The following is a 15,999-nucleotide window of genomic DNA, read 5'->3' as shown; positions in this document are numbered from 1 at the left end:
AAGTATAAGACCTTACATAAGCCCGAAAAGGTTCCTGCTGATCTCATCCTTAACAATATAATCTTCAAATTTTTCTTTCAGAACGTAGTCAGGCATTCCGCCTGAGGACGGGTCTAATTTATTAAGTCTTTCAAATCTGCTGGGAAGATTGTCATCGGTCTCAGTTTCATGTCTTATACTGCCCGAATCTTTTATGATTTCTTTTCCGTCTTCCTCTTCATATACTTTATATTCCCATATATCTCCGCTGAATAAAAGTTTTTCTTTTATAAATATATCCATATACATGCGTCTCAGATCATCAGACTTAAACTCGCCGTCTCCCGGCAATATCCTTGATTTAAGCTTAGGCAGTGAGAAGCGGTTTCCATAATATATAAGTATCTCCTTATCCTTAATATCCTGAGGAAGCCGTATCCATTTTGCAAGCTTTTTATAATAAGGGAATATAAGCCCCTTGTCTATAAGGCTGTTTATTATATCCGAAGCGGCAGCCTGTCTTTCACTTCCCATATATGTAAGCTCGGAATAGTATTTTGTGGTTGCAAGCTTGTATATCACAGGAATCTCATTTGTACCGTGCGTACTTGAAATAGCATTTTCAAGGTATTCAAAGACTTTCTTTGGAAGCTCCTTGCCGTTAAGGAAATAATCTGCCGATTTCACTGTAAAATATGCCCTTATAAGCACATCATTACCTTTCCTGCGGCTTACATACCATGCAAATGCCTGATCAAGATGTGTACCGTTGCCTGTAAACATCATCTGTGCTATAAGTCTCTCATCAAGGTCATAGGTATTTATATGTTCACTTACAGAAATTTCAAATAAACTAAACATATCATCAGTGCTTCCGTTAAAATACTTACACAGATATTCAAGTATTGCCATATCATTATATCCCTCCATTACAACATGAAATGATGTCCTTAGTAGTCCCTCATTTGCAAAGGCATTGTCAAGTATCATAATCTTGCAAAGCTTTGCCAGGTTATACCTTGTTACTATATCATACCCATAGTTCATCACCATATCATAAGCTTCTTTTGCATAACCTATATTAATCAGGGTTTCACAGATCATACTTCTGTCGCTTTCATTGAGGTCTTTTTTATTTATATCAAGAAGAAATTTATAATTATCTTCAATTACCCATATGTCAGGACCGCTCGGTTTTTTACTATCCTCCCGGTAAAATTCAAGCAGTTTTGATAAAATCCTGCTTTTAAACAAATCCGAAAAATTGGCATCTTTTCCGGCTTCCTGTAAAAGTGCGGTTTCCTGCTGTTCAGGATCGGTTTTATCAAGCGTTTTCCAAATCTGTGCAAGTTCAAACAAAAGGTGCTCGGGATAAAGCCTTTCACACTCTTTCTTAACTTCCGGCATATCAAGCAAACTCTGTTTTTTTATATTAAGTGAATTATATCTGTTTCCCTGGGCATCCTGAAGAAAAATCCCCGCCCTATCTGAAAATACCGGCACATAAGCATGTATTTTATCAAATGTATATACATGTTCTCCCTTAAGTTCCGGATAAATGACTGCTGCCGTTTTTACAAGCCTGCTCTGTATCTCAATTCTATATGCACTTAGTATAGTGATAAGAGATTTTGCCATACGCTTGTCAATCATATTCGGTTTTATTATATCCTTATAGATAACTGCCAGCCTTTCATTTATACGAAGCTGAGAAACCTGCTCAAAAACGAAATTTTTCATCTGAGGAAGGTATTTTATATATAGAATATCACTTTTTTTTGTGAATTTTATAATATTCCCATAAAGAATTGTTTTCTCATTTGCATCAAGTACATGATGATGTGTTATAAAATATGTAAGCACTTTTTCATTTATAAGATCGGCATAATCATAAGGTACTGTATGCATAAAATATTCAAATACGCTGTTATCATCATCCTGCGTATAGGCGGCAGTGTCATTTAAAAGCTGTTTGTTTCCAATGTCCTCCTTTACGGCAAGCTCAAACCATTTATGCAGACTTTTATCCCTTATGCCTGACTTTATAATAAGACGGCATATGGCACTAAGCAATTCTTTATCTGCGCCTGACTGTATATATAACTTTTTAAGAAGAATAAAAGTTCTTTTATCAAATTTTTTTATCTTTTTCATCTTCAATGCCGTTTCGCTTATAAGCCTCTCTGAAAGCAGTCTGGCATCTGAACCGAAATCAAGTGCCGCAAGATCAAGTTTTGACGGTTCATGCATAAAATCCGGGTTTTTATTTAAAAGCCTGCAATAATGTATATATAAAAATGGACTTCTAACCCCTGCTTCAAAGGCTTCTTTAAACATCTCATACATAAGTGCACTGCTATTTTTAAATGCCGTATCGGTATTTATTAAAAACGGCAGGTATTCATATAAACCGTCTTTTATAAGTCCCCTTACCTGTTTTACAAAAAATTCTCTCTGCCCTGCCATCTCCTCAAGCATAAGACTTATATACTCAAACAATATGTATTCATAATGCTGATCTATCTTATGTGCTCTCACATTGTCTTTTTCTTCAAGCAGCACCGCTCTCGCAAGATATTCTTCTCCTTTAAGATAGAGTGCTTCCGCCTTAAGCAGCTTTATCCTGAGCCTGTTATCAGTAATTAGATAGATTTTATCAAGCTCATCAAGCATCATTGTTATAAGTCTTTCATTCTGCTCATATTCATATCTTAAACGATATTTTATATAGTTGAGCAGATGCTTTTTATACATCAGAGCCTTTCCGGGTCTTTTTTCCGCAATTTTCCTCTTTACATCTATAACCACTTCATAATATGAGTCAACACTGTCAAAACTTATGACCGCACTGCTATTGCTGCGTGGCAGCTTTGACGCTACAAATTCCAGCATACAATCGTATTTATTAAAATCGAAATCACTGTCTTTTATAACTTTATCCTTTACTTTTATAAATCCGGAGTCCGAGCTTACCTTTATATTAAGGTATCCCCAGCCACTTCTTTTTATGGGTATGGTATACTCATTTTCTTCATCGGTATAGGTAATCTCATATCTGTTTTTTTCAAATATAAGCTTAACAGGCATCTTTGCCCCGGCAGCCACTAAAAACTGTTCAAGACAGTTATACCCGTCAGGTCTTTTTGTAAGTCCTTCATATAACGCTCTCAACTTCATATCATACATAAATGAAGCTGATGTAAAATCCTTATATTCAAAAATGCGAAGTGCCGTTTCCGGATCTTCCTTCGCTATTATCATAAAATCTTCTATTGTTTTGAGTTTTTTTAGTGTTTCTCCTGTCAGACCGCCAAATGTCCTGAACCTGTAAGGGATCTTGTATTCGCCCCCATTTGTTATAAGTGATATTTCACCCTCTATATGTTCCTTGGCTCCTAAATACCTGCTGTCAATTTCCGCATATACATGAGCTGTAATGCCTCCAAATTTCGCAGTGAGTATCTTTACTGCAGGATTATTTGAGTAGGCAAGCCCTTTTATAGGTATATTATTTTCACTTATTATATCTATCTGTATATTGGCATCCTGTGTATATTGTACTGCGATGTCAATGTTTTCAGGATTTATACTTATCTTAGGTGTATCGTTTTCTATTATTCCATTGGCGAGGCGATTTATTTTCTCTCTCATATACTCACCTGTCTGCTGATTTATTTTATTTGGAAAACGTAATATTTTACAATTTCCCATACTCTCTGCTATTCTACCATAAAATCGCTTGAATTAAAAGATTAATGTTGGTATGATATTGTTGTATGGTATTTACGCTGTGAATATACGGCTTCATACTATGCCTGATGAATATTTTTGCAAGGACTGCGAGAAGCGAAGCTGTAACAATCCTGTATCAATAGCATTTTATTAATAATAAATCAGAAAATAAATCTTTAAGAAACTAAGTGTTCATAAAATAAATATTCATGGAGGTAATAACTGCATAATTTAAAATATCTGACTATGCAGCAAAATACATATTATGTTATCTGAAACTGAAACACTATATAAACTTATAATACTGTACATGCTCCATCATGTAACATTCCCTTTAAGTACATCCCAGCTACTTGATTTTTTTGTAAACAGACATCAGTATACTGATTTTTTCACATTGCAGAAGGTCATATCTGAACTTGAGGAAACTGAACTTATTACGCAAAATACCACCTCACACAACGCTTCATTTTATGTAATAACGAATTCCGGAGAAGAGACACTTGAATATTTCGGAAAAAGAATTCCCGGTGCCATACTTGAAGATGCAAATGAATTTTTAAAAGAAAATAAAGTAAAACTCAGAGATGAGTCAAATATAACTGCAAATTTTTATAAATCAACCGCCCCGGGCTTTATCGCCCACTGCGAAGTCAGAGAAGGTAAAGATATACTTATAAGCATGGATCTGTCCGTTCCTGATGCAAAAAGTGCCGAACTTATATGCGGCAACTGGAAAAATGCAAGCAATGATATATATCAATATGTAGTTAAAAAGCTTTTTGACAAAGAGTAATGGGCTTTTCAAGCCTTATGACTTGAAAAGCTCACCTTTGTTTTTAATATATTTTAAATGTGTTTTTAATTTATTATTTCATCTGTATTTATTATTTTATCTGTAAGGAAAAATTTTATATCCGCTATATGGAGTTAAATCTAGCCTTTCTCTTTTAAGCTGTCTGTAGGATTTATTTTTTTTATATTTTTTATAATTGCACGTCCTGATATATACAACATAGTCAAACAGAATAAAAATGCCTTTATATATGATGACACCGGCATATCCAGCCTTACAGTAAAGGAATCTGAAAGCATAAGATTTTCCATAAGCCACTTAAAGCCTTTAAGCAGCGGCAGAGATATTACAAGTCCCGCAAGCATGTATACAACCTGTTCTGCAAATATCATCTGATTAATTTCAGTATCTGTAATTCCCATAATTTTAAGTGTGGCAAATTCGGTCCGACGTTCTCTTATATTTATAAGTGATATATTATATATAAGTATAACTCCTGCAAGCAGTGTCATAAATATAAATGTATTTACCATAAATGCCACATTTTTCATCCTTGACTTATAGGTTTTAAGCAATTCATTACTGTCTGAATAGGCTGATATAAATGAAGTATTTATAAGTTCCCTCTTTACATTCTCCTGCATCCCCCTTACTGTGTTTAATATTATAGCATTTGAAAAATCTGATACCGGCAGGTATTTTCCTATAGAATTTATATCTATGTAACAACCTCCCCCCAGTCCTTCCTGTATAACATCAACTACCGGAATATAGGATTTTTTTAACGGAAAATAACTTGTACTTATTTCTGCTATATCCCCCTCTTTCAGTCCAAGATCATCTGCGATCCTTGAATTTAGTATAAGTCCGTCAGACGGCGGGTTGTAAGTTTTTTTATCAATACTGCATATCCTTAAAAGATCCGAACCGCTGTGAAGTCCCATAAGCAGAGTAAATTTACTCCTGTTAACAGATTTTATAAGTACCGGAATTTCAGTTATCGCCTCATACTCCGCCACTCCCTCTATATTTCTAACTGCATCCTCAGCCCTTGTCCTTGAAGTATAATTTTCAAGTGATACCTTTACATCATATCTCTGTACATTATCAAATTGTGATAAAAAAAGAGCGCTTATTGCAATCCCCGAAGAAAACAGTACTGCCGAAAGTGCAAAAGGAAAGGCTATCGCAAAGGATATTATAAAAGTCCTTAAAGGGCTTCTGAAAAGTGATCTGATCGCCATCTTATGCATTACACCAAATTTTTTTACAATATTATCAAAAGCAGTAAAATTCTGTTTTATATCCGGAACTGCAGGTCTCATCGCTTCCGCCGGCTGTATATCGGCTATACCCCTTACACCAAAAAATACCGAAATCATGCTTGCTGCAAGTGTTACTATAAGAGCATAAAGCCTGAGGCTGTAACTGTCATAATATTCTACCGAAGGCAATGAAAAGAAGGTGGTATATTCTTCAAACATATATTTTCCAAAAGGATGTGCAGCCAGGCTGCCTATTATCACTCCCAATACGCCTATAAAAACCGCCTGAAACATGTATGAACTTATAAGCTCAAAATTTTTTAGCCCCATAGCTTTCATAGTTCCTATTATGCTTCTGTCATTATCTATAATTTTTTTAAGCACTATATACATCATAAATACCGACATCACTAAAAATATAACCGGTATGACTGTCCCCATAGTTATAAGCTCCTTTATTTCACTCTTTACCATATTAAAGCTTAGCTGATCCTCTTTGGAAACTATGCTTTTTAAACCATAAGGTTCAAGTTCTTCAGTTAAAATATATCTCAGCTTCTCATAAGAATAATCCTTTGACAGTTTAAAGGCTATTTCATTTACGATTTTTTCCTTTCCGACCATCTTTTCAAGCTTTTCGGCATTCATTACAGCTATATCATAATCCTTTCCGTCAGATACCACCGCTCCGCTTGGAGGAACTGAATATATATAATTAGGTGCATGTGCCATGCCGGCTATTATAAAATCATAGCTCTCACCTTCAATTATAAGATTTATATGCTGCCCTTCCTTCCATTTCCTTGCATTAAGCATCTTCCTCCCTACATAAATCCTGTTATGTTCAGGAGCTATATCAGGCTCAAGGCTTATCTTATTCAGATCATTATCAGGAGCATATCCAAGCACATGCAGATTTACTATACCATCTATGTCATCACCTGTTATCCTTATATCTGCCGACAAAACTCCGGAAGCTTTTTCTATGCCCTGTATGTTCTCAAAATCCTTGATTTTTGAATGAGGAACCGATATCGCCTCGGCAAATATATCTGCCATATTTTGCTGTTCATAGTATTCATATATCCTGCCCCTCAGGTTTATAAGAGTATCATTCATTGATATAAATATATATATGCCTAGTGCCATGATAAGTGTCGCACCTATATAAGTACCTTTATTTTTTTTTGCAGCCCTAAACACATTTCTTCTAAAGTATTTCATTTAATAACTCCCTAAGATAGCTGTAAATAATAGATAATACTATTAGTATTTCTTAAATTTTATATACCTTGAATTTTGCATTTCCTGCATGTCAGTGAATAAAACTCTGACTGATTTAATTAAAAATGACATATCATTATCAGGATTTTTTTATTCTTACTCTTACACCGTCTTCAAGATCCTCATTATCCGAATTGGTTATGACCACATCACCTACATCCAGTCCGCTGCTTATAACTGCCTGCGTACCTGATTTATAATCTATATTTACAGGAGACATAACCGCTTTTTTATCTACAATCTTAAATACATAATCCTTTTCATCATATTTAAATACAGCACCTATCGGAACCGCTGCCACATTTTCATTGTTATATAAATTAAATTTTACATTTACACCATAACCGTCTTTTATTATATCATCGGATGTATTTTCATCAAGTGCGACAAGCACTTTAACACGATATTCTTTAAGACCTAGTGCCGATTTCTCCTCATTTGCAAAATCATATATTTCACTGATTTTTCCTGAAACAGTCTTTTTAGTGCCTCTCATATCAAACTCAATTTCTGCCGGATCGCCTACATTAAGATACGGTATTACATCTGTAAGCACATCGGTTTCGACCTTATACTGTCCGTGTGCATCGGTACTTATAACTGCAAGTTCCTGTCCTGCTGAAACCATTGATATATCTTTTGCAGCGACTGAAAGCACTACACCGTCATATTCCGCCTTGACTTCACAGTCTGCAATCTGCCTGTCAAGCTGCTCTATAGAGGTTTGATCTGCCGCTATTGCCGCATCAAGCTGTTTTTGAGTACTTTCATAGAATTTTTTATTTATATCTTTCTCAGTAAGTCCCTCTTTTTTAAGACTTTCAAGATATGTACTGCTTTGACTCAATCTTGTATTTGCAGACTCATATGCCGCATTCGAAGATTCATACGACGATTTTGAAGCCTCAAGTTCAAGGTTTGATACAGCACCTGAATCAAAAAGTGCCTGCTTTGCCTGATAATCATTTCTCGCAGCATTTAATGCAGCCTCAGCAGAAGCGACATTTTGTCTTAAAGTGTTTATATATTCAATTGGTGCAGTTGCCATAACTTTATTTACATCACTTTCTTCTTTTTTTGCCATATTTGCTTCTATACTGCTGTTTTTTAAATCCTTCTGGTACTGAAGATCCCTTGTGTCTATCCTGACAAGCACATCTCCTGCTTTTACAGGAGTATTTTCACTTACTAAAACTTCATTTATACTTCCTGAAGTTTTTGCAATTATATGATATTTATCTCCGGATTTAACTACACCGCTTTCTTTATAAACATCATTTACAGCTGAGTTTTCCACCGTATATACTTCAACTTCAACACCCTTATTGCCGTTTTTTACCACATAAACGGCAGCTGCCAGTATTATTAATAATACTGCTGCAATAAATTTTATCTTTTTGTTTAAACTCCCTTTTAGTGCCTTCTTTTTTTCCATCTGGGTATTTCCTTTCGCCTGCAAATTTATATAATACGGAATTTATTAATCAATTACATTTTTAAATATTTATTTTATGTGGCTGTAAAAACTCTTAAAATATTTACACCTCTTTTACCATACTACCTCATCAGGGTCTGCCGGATTTTCATTTTCAACTATTTTCCTTATCATACCGTCCTTAATATAAAATACCCTGTCAGCTATTTTTGCTACATTTTCATTATGTGTGATTATCATTATAGTTTTATTATATTTTTTATTAAAATCCACAAGTAATTTTAAAATCTGTACCCCCGTAGCGATATCAAGTGCTCCTGTAGGTTCATCACATAAAAGAAGATCAGGATTTTTACATATAGCCCTTGCTATTGCAACTCTCTGCTGCTGTCCTCCGCTCATTTTTCCCGGATAATGTTCTCTTCTTTCCCAGAGATCAACCTGCTTTAACAGCTCATCCGGATCAAGCGGATCCGGCGACATCTCTGCAGCAAGCTCAACATTTTCAAGGGCGGTAAGATTCGGCATCAGGTTATAAAACTGAAAAATAAAACCTATATTTGAACGCCTGAAATCAGTAAGCTCTTTTTCATTCATACTGCTTATATCAATATCCATATATGTTATATAACCTGAACTTACAGTTTCAATACCTCCAAGTATATTTAAAAGTGTTGACTTTCCGGAACCTGAAGGGCCTAAGATAACTATAAGCTCACCCTCATATACATCAAAACTGACATCATTAAGCGCTTTAACCTTTACTTCCCCAAGTGTAAACTCTTTATATATATTTCTTGCGGTGATAAGCTTATGTTCAAACTTTCCTGCTGATTTATTATACGATTTTTTATCTGTCAAACTTATATCTGCACCTCCGGTATTATATTGACTTGTAAAATCCACGGCATCACTTTCTTTTTCTCTACCTTTTTTTGCATTATTTATCATATATTAATACCCCGTCATCTCACATACTTTATATATATTATACGGTATTACCCCGTTTTTCATCTGCCTTATAAAATAATTCCATATAATGTCTTACCATATACATTGTTTTTTCATCAAAAAGAGGCAGGCCGATAGCATCAAGCACCATCTTAACTACATCTATCTTTTTCTGCTGCTCCTCAAGACTTTCATCTAACAGGTTCGGCAGCAGCCAGATCTTAGTTAAAAGTGTAAAAAGTTCCGCACTTTCTTTAATATATAAAGGATCTACCGAAAGCGAACCGTCTTTTATACCTTCTTCAATAAGTATCATAAACTGTTTTGCACACATCTTCATACTAAATTTATAAAAATTCGCAAAAAAATGCGGATTCAATACAAGAGGCAAAGTATCTATATCAAATTCTCTTATTTTTTCATCATAACATGAATCCATATATACTGCCTTTATCTTTTCAGCCACATTAAGCTCCGGATACTTGGCGGCTCTTTCTACAATATTATGCTCACTGCACATCTTTTCAAATAAAGCCTTAAGTATCGCTTCCTTTGACTTAAAGTGGTGATATAAAGCCCCCTTTGTAAGCCCTCCAAGTTCATTAACTATATCCTGTATAACTACATTTTCATAACCCTTTGTTACAAAAAGCCTGTAAGATACTTCCAAAATTTTCTCAACAGTCTTTTCAGGATATTTATTTCTTGCCAAAGTCTCCACCTCCTGAATTGTTTAGTCCTTAGGAAACACTTGTCCGGCGTTTCCATAATTTTTTTGTATTACTATATCTTTATTAAAATATACATTCGTACCAAATGTATGTATATCGATTATATTATAAAGTGTATATATTTGTCAATTAAAAAAACACCGGATTTTAACATTCTTTTGAATTTTAAAATCCGGTGTTTTTTATTGATTATTATATTATTATAATTATATTGTTATTATAATAATTGCACTCATATGTATTTTATATACTATTTCATCTTTCAGGTATCAAAGCTTATATCTGCTTCCTCTCTCATTTCTGTGCCCTGATTTTATACGGCTTAGCGGCAATTTACCATCTTTTACTCTTATATATCTATCTTTATTTTCATTATATCTTATAAGATATATATTATCTAAAGCTTCTCCCTGTGAAAGCTTCATAGCCTTTTCACCTTTTGCTGTTTTCTTTAAAAGATTGATCTCATCAATTAAGAATCTAAGTACATATCCCTTATCTGATACTATAATGATCTCCGCATCATCAGGCTCTATAAGTTCAACTGCTGCCAATCTGTCTTTATCTGAAAGTTTTGTCGCTGATATATGTCTGTTATTCGTAATAAATTCTCCAAACGAGGTCTTTTTTATATATCCATTTACTGTTACAAATAAAATCTCTCTTTCTCTAAGACTTCCTGAATTTTTTATAAAAAGAATATGTTCTTCGTCAGCATTATACCTGCATACATTATCTATAGGAACACCTTTATCTTTAAGTTTTTTAAAAGGTATATCAGACAGCCTTGCCTGATGCATAACTCCTTTATCGGTGAATATACAAAGCATCTCATCGCTCATTGCATCAAACACATATTTATAATCATTTAATGCGGTTTCATAAGTATAATTTTTTTCAAATACAGCCTTGTCTGCAGTTTTACAGTATCCGAATCTATCCATTAAAAAAACCACTTTTTCAGGTTCAGCCGCTTCATCTTCATAAACTGCGGATGACGAATCCTCTATCCGGGTTTTTCTCGTGAAACCGTATTCTTCTTTGATTTTTTTAAGATCCGCTATAATTACATTGTCCATGCTTTTTTTTGATGATAATATTTTTTCATAATTTTTTATATTTTTAAGCACGGTTTTATGTTCCTTTAAAAGAGCATCTATCTCAAGACCTATAAGTTTATAAAGTCTCATTTCAAGTATTGCCTGTGCCTGATTTTTTGTGAATCTGAGCTTTTGTGCCTGTTTCCTGAAAGTATCCGACTTAAACTTTATATTGGATATATCGCCGTTTATAAGACACTCCCTCGCATCTGCAAGAGAACGTGAACCCCTTAATATCGCAATAATTAAATCTATACAATCGCAGGCAGTGATAAGTCCTTCCTGTATCTCTTTTTTCTCAAGCTCCCTGCTTAAAAGTATACTGTATTTTTTATTTGTATTTTCATATTGGAACTTAAGATAATGCTTAAGTATAAGTTTAAGACTTAAAGTCTCCGGTCTTCCGTCAACTATTGCAAGCATATTTATACCGAAACTGTCTTCAAGCCTTGTCTTTTGAAAAAGTATCGACTTGACTCTGTCTATATCAGCATCTCTTTTTAACTCAAATACTATCCTTGTACCGTCCTTATCCGACTGGTTGCTTATATCAACCACCTCGGGAAGCTTTTTTGTTTCAACAAGTGCGGCACTGTCCTGAAGAAACTTGTTAATACCCGAACCGATCATGGTATAGGGAATCTGTGATATTATCAATCTATCACGATCAGCCTTTTTCCTGCCAAGCTCAACCTCTACTTTTCCCCTAAGCTTAAGCTTACCGCTTCCGGTCTCATATATTTCCTGAAGTTCACTTTTATTTGCAACTATACCTCCTGTCGGAAAGTCAGGTCCTTTAATATAACACATAAGCTCCGCTGTGCTTATATCCGGATTTTTAATATATGCAATGCAGGCATCACATACCTCAGAGAGATTATGTGTGGGAATTGAGGTTGACATGCCCACGGCAATTCCCTCAGCACCGTTTATAAGCAGGTTTGGAACTCTTACCGGAAGCACTTCGGGCTCTTTTTCCGTTTCATCATAATTTGATATAAATTCAACAGTTTTATCAAGATCTCTCAGATACACATCCTCTGTAAATTTTTTAAGCTTTGCTTCGGTATATCGCATAGCTGCCGCACCATCACCCTCTATAGAACCGAAATTTCCATGCCCGTCAACAAGAGGCATACCTTTTTTCCATTCCTGACTTAAAACTACAAGGGTTTCATAGATTGATGAATCTCCATGAGGATGATATTTACCCATAGTATCACCGACTATACGGGCAGATTTCCTGTGCGGTTTATCTGAATTTAACTTAAGCTCTGACATATCATACAATACACGCCTTTGCACCGGTTTAAGACCGTCCCTTGCATCAGGTATTGCACGTGCCGTAATTACACTCATTGAATAATCCAGGTAGGACTTTTGCATCTCCTCTGAATATTCAGTTCTAATTATTGTTTCAGGCATCTCTTCTCCAAAATTTAAATTTTAATTATATTATCATGCATCTATAACAGCCTCTCTGGCATGGTTGTAAATAAATTCACGCCTCGGAGCCACCTCCGATCCCATAAGAATCTGTGTCAGTTCTCCTGCAAGCCTTACATCCTCTATTTCAATCCTTTTAAGCACACGTCTTTGGGGATCAAGAGTAGTTTCCCAAAGCTGTGAAGCATCCATCTCTCCAAGCCCCTTATATCTTTGCAGTACAAACGGAGCCTTATGTCTTTTTTTATACTCGTCAAGTTCTCCGTCATTGTACAGATATACGCCTTCCCCCTTTTTAGAAACCACTTTATATAACGGCGGCATGGCTATATAAACATGACCGTCATATATAAGCTCAGGCATAAATCTATACAAAAATGTGAGGAGAAGAGTATCTATATGACTTCCGTCAACATCTGCATCAGTCATAAGAATTATTTTATCATATTTTAATCTGCTTATATCAAAATCATTGCCATATCCTTCTGAAAATCCGCAGCCGAAAGCATTTATCATAGTTCTTATCTCTGCATTTGCAAGAACTTTATCAATAGACGCCTTTTCCACATTAAGTATCTTTCCCCTTATAGGAAGTATCGCCTGATATCTGCGGTCTCTTGCGGTTTTTGCCGACCCTCCTGCAGAGTCTCCCTCAACTATAAATATCTCACATTTTTTAGGATCCCTCGACTCACAATTCGCAAGCTTTCCGTTTGAATCAAATGAAAATTTCGCTTTTGAAAGCAGGTTGGTTCTTGCCTTTTCTTCAGCCTTTCTTATTTTAGCCGATTTTTCGGCACAGGCTATAACTGTCTTTAGAACTTCAAGATTCCTGTCAAAATATCTTGTAAGACATTCTCCTGTAATATTTCCTATTGCTTTTGCAGCATCCGCATTTGCAAGTTTTGTCTTGGTCTGACCTTCAAACATAGGATCAGGGTGTTTTATAGAAACAAGTGCAGTCATACCGTTTCTGGTATCGGCACCTGTAAAGTTTGCATCTTTTTCTTTTAAAACTCCAAGTTCTCTGGCATATGAATTTATAAGCTGAGTGAATCTTGTTTTAAAGCCTACTATATGTGAACCGCCCTCCTGCGTAAATATATTATTGCAGAATCCTAAAATATTTTCTTCAAAAGCATCAACAAACTGTATACAAATCTGTGCCTCAATATTTTCAATGCTGCCTTTAAAATAAACAGGTGCATGTAGAGCCTGTCTGCCCTTATTTAATTCTTTAATATATGCAACAAGACCTTCAGGTTCATGATAGGTAAGCTTTTCTTCCTCGCCCTCTCTTTTATTCTCATACTCTATAGTAAGCTCCGGATTTAAATATGCCGTCTCATGAAGCCTTGATTTAAGCCAGTCAGCCCTAAATTTTATTTTTTCAAATATTTCATCATCAGGTATGAAATTTATATTTGTTCCGCTTTGCCTGCTTTTTCCGATAACCGGTAAAAGTCCGTCAATCAGCTTAGTTGTAGGCACACCCTTTTTATAAGTATCCTGATATATAAATCCGTTTCTTGAAATTTTGACATTAAATTTTGATGAAAGTGCATTCACCACCGAAGAACCTACTCCATGCAGTCCTCCGCTTGTTTTATAGACACGGCTGTCAAATTTGCCTCCGGCATGAAGAGTCGAAAATACTATTCTGGCTGCTGAAACCCCTTTCTTATGCATTTCAACAGGTACTCCCCTGCCATTATCGGATACAGTACATGAACCGTCTTTTTCAAGAATTATATTTATTCGGCTGCAATATCCCGCAAGATGCTCATCAACCGAATTATCCACAAGTTCATATATAAGATGGTTAAGTCCCTTTGCACCTACCCCTCCTATATACATCCCCGGTCTCTTGCGTACAGCCTCAAGTCCCTCCAAAACATTTATACTGTCTGCATTATATGCCCTGTCTGCCAATCCAGCCATTTAAACCTCCAAATTTCTACAAAAAGCAAGGCATATTATAAATAATATAATATGCCTAAATACTTTATATTTTACACTTTTTGAAATCCTATAAAAAAATTATTTCTACTCATATCTAAGACATTCAATAGGATCTCTCTTTGCAGCTTTTTGTGCCGGATAAATACCGAAAAATATACCTACAACTGCTGAAAATCCTACTGCAAGCAATACGGCAACAGGTTTTATAACCACACTTTGTTTAAGCAGTGCACCTACTATAGACATGCCTGCAGAAGCTATTATAATGCCTATCGTCCCTCCTATGGCAGAAATAACTGCCGATTCTATAAGAAACTGAGTAAGTATATCTCCGGTAGTTGCACCTAGTGCCTTCCTTGTTCCTATCTCCCTTGTTCTTTCAGTAACGGATACAAGCATTATATTCATAATGCCTATACCGCCTACTAAAAGCGATATTGCCGCAATGCCTCCCATAGCTACCGACACTCCGCCTAAAAACTGGTCTACCTGCGACATTTGTGCTCCGACATCAACTATGTAGTAATCTTCCTTTTTTCTGTTTTTCATCTTTGCCAGATATTCTATAAAATCATTATTAAATCTTGCAAGCTTTTCTCCTTTAAAGCTCTTATCTGCAAATATACGCAAACTGAAAGCGGTACTTTCATCATTTCCATAAAAGAAAGATGACGGTATGTAGGCACTTACACTCTGATTATTTCCCATAAACAGTTTCTGTACAGGAGATATATCCAGATGATAAATTCCTATTACAAGAAATTCTCTTAATGCACCGTTAAGCTTCTGTCTGAAAGTTCTGCCTGTAGCATTCTCAGTGCCAAACATTTTAAGAGCTGCCGTATCCTCAATTACTGCTACATATCTTTGCTGTTTTATATCACTTTGTGAAAAGAATCTGCCGCTTGTGATTTTAAACGACTGAAAATCTATAAAATTATAATCGGCACCGGTTAATGTAACCTTATTTATGCCCATCCTGGTCTTAACATCTCCGCTTGCAGAGCCATTTGTATCTATATATGCAAGCTGATTTCCAAACACCTTTTTAAGTGTTTCAATATCATCCTTTGTAAAATCGTCGCTAAGTCTATAACCGCTATCGTCCTGAAAATTAGGATATATAATAGACTGAGTTGCACCAAAGTTTTCATAAATACTTGAAACTATACGCCTTACCGTATCACCTATTGCAACAATAGCTATAACTGAGCCTATACCTATTATTATTCCAAGCATTGTAAGAAATGATCTCATCTTATTTGCAACAAGTGCCGCAATTGCCATCTTAAGATTTTCTACTACCATATTATCCCTC

The 15,999-nt window shown here is 35.3% G+C and carries 9 protein-coding genes; 1 reads left to right on the top strand and 8 read right to left on the bottom strand.

Going from position 1 to position 15,999, the window contains the following annotated elements:
• Positions 1 to 12 precede the first annotated feature (12 nt).
• On the bottom strand, positions 13 to 3,690 hold the full coding sequence (locus tag HMPREF9333_RS03700) for a DUF5717 family protein (RefSeq protein ID WP_040882149.1): 3,678 nt from the start codon (positions 3,688 to 3,690) through the stop codon (positions 13 to 15).
• Between the two features lie 286 nt (positions 3,691 to 3,976).
• Between HMPREF9333_RS03700 and HMPREF9333_RS03695 the strand changes: the two genes are divergently transcribed.
• Positions 3,977 to 4,507, top strand: coding sequence for a DUF4364 family protein (locus tag HMPREF9333_RS03695; RefSeq protein WP_005539890.1), 531 nt, complete (start codon positions 3,977 to 3,979; stop codon positions 4,505 to 4,507).
• Positions 4,508 to 4,647: 140 nt separating this feature from the next.
• On the opposite strand, the gene HMPREF9333_RS03690 is transcribed toward HMPREF9333_RS03695, so the two are convergent.
• From HMPREF9333_RS03690 to HMPREF9333_RS03660, 7 genes are all read right to left on the bottom strand, one after another.
• Complete coding sequence (locus HMPREF9333_RS03690) at positions 4,648 to 6,996, bottom strand: ABC transporter permease (protein ID WP_005539887.1); 2,349 nt, start codon at positions 6,994 to 6,996, stop codon at positions 4,648 to 4,650.
• Between the two features lie 139 nt (positions 6,997 to 7,135).
• On the bottom strand, positions 7,136 to 8,491 hold the full coding sequence (locus HMPREF9333_RS03685) for an efflux RND transporter periplasmic adaptor subunit (RefSeq protein ID WP_005539884.1): 1,356 nt from the start codon (positions 8,489 to 8,491) through the stop codon (positions 7,136 to 7,138).
• Positions 8,492 to 8,605: 114 nt separating this feature from the next.
• On the bottom strand, positions 8,606 to 9,442 hold the full coding sequence (locus HMPREF9333_RS03680; protein ID WP_005539882.1) for an ABC transporter ATP-binding protein: 837 nt from the start codon (positions 9,440 to 9,442) through the stop codon (positions 8,606 to 8,608).
• Positions 9,443 to 9,479: 37 nt separating this feature from the next.
• Positions 9,480 to 10,163 carry a TetR/AcrR family transcriptional regulator gene (locus tag HMPREF9333_RS03675; protein WP_408611216.1) on the bottom strand — a complete coding sequence of 228 codons (684 nt, stop codon included), beginning with the start codon at positions 10,161 to 10,163 and terminating at the stop codon, positions 9,480 to 9,482.
• Between the two features lie 279 nt (positions 10,164 to 10,442).
• Positions 10,443 to 12,698, bottom strand: a complete 2,256-nt coding sequence (locus HMPREF9333_RS03670) for a DNA gyrase/topoisomerase IV subunit A (protein ID WP_005539878.1) — start codon at positions 12,696 to 12,698, stop codon at positions 10,443 to 10,445.
• Positions 12,699 to 12,731: 33 nt separating this feature from the next.
• Positions 12,732 to 14,651 carry a DNA gyrase/topoisomerase IV subunit B gene (locus HMPREF9333_RS03665; RefSeq protein ID WP_277352357.1) on the bottom strand — a complete coding sequence of 640 codons (1,920 nt, stop codon included), beginning with the start codon at positions 14,649 to 14,651 and terminating at the stop codon, positions 12,732 to 12,734.
• Between the two features lie 114 nt (positions 14,652 to 14,765).
• On the bottom strand, positions 14,766 to 15,989 hold the full coding sequence (locus HMPREF9333_RS03660) for an ABC transporter permease (RefSeq protein WP_005539874.1): 1,224 nt from the start codon (positions 15,987 to 15,989) through the stop codon (positions 14,766 to 14,768).
• Positions 15,990 to 15,999: the final 10 nt, after the last annotated feature.

The sequence above is a fragment of the Johnsonella ignava ATCC 51276 genome (genome assembly GCF_000235445.1).
Taxonomy (GTDB): Bacteria; Bacillota; Clostridia; order Lachnospirales; family Lachnospiraceae; genus Johnsonella; species Johnsonella ignava.
This window is presented reverse-complemented; position numbering and strand designations above follow the sequence as displayed.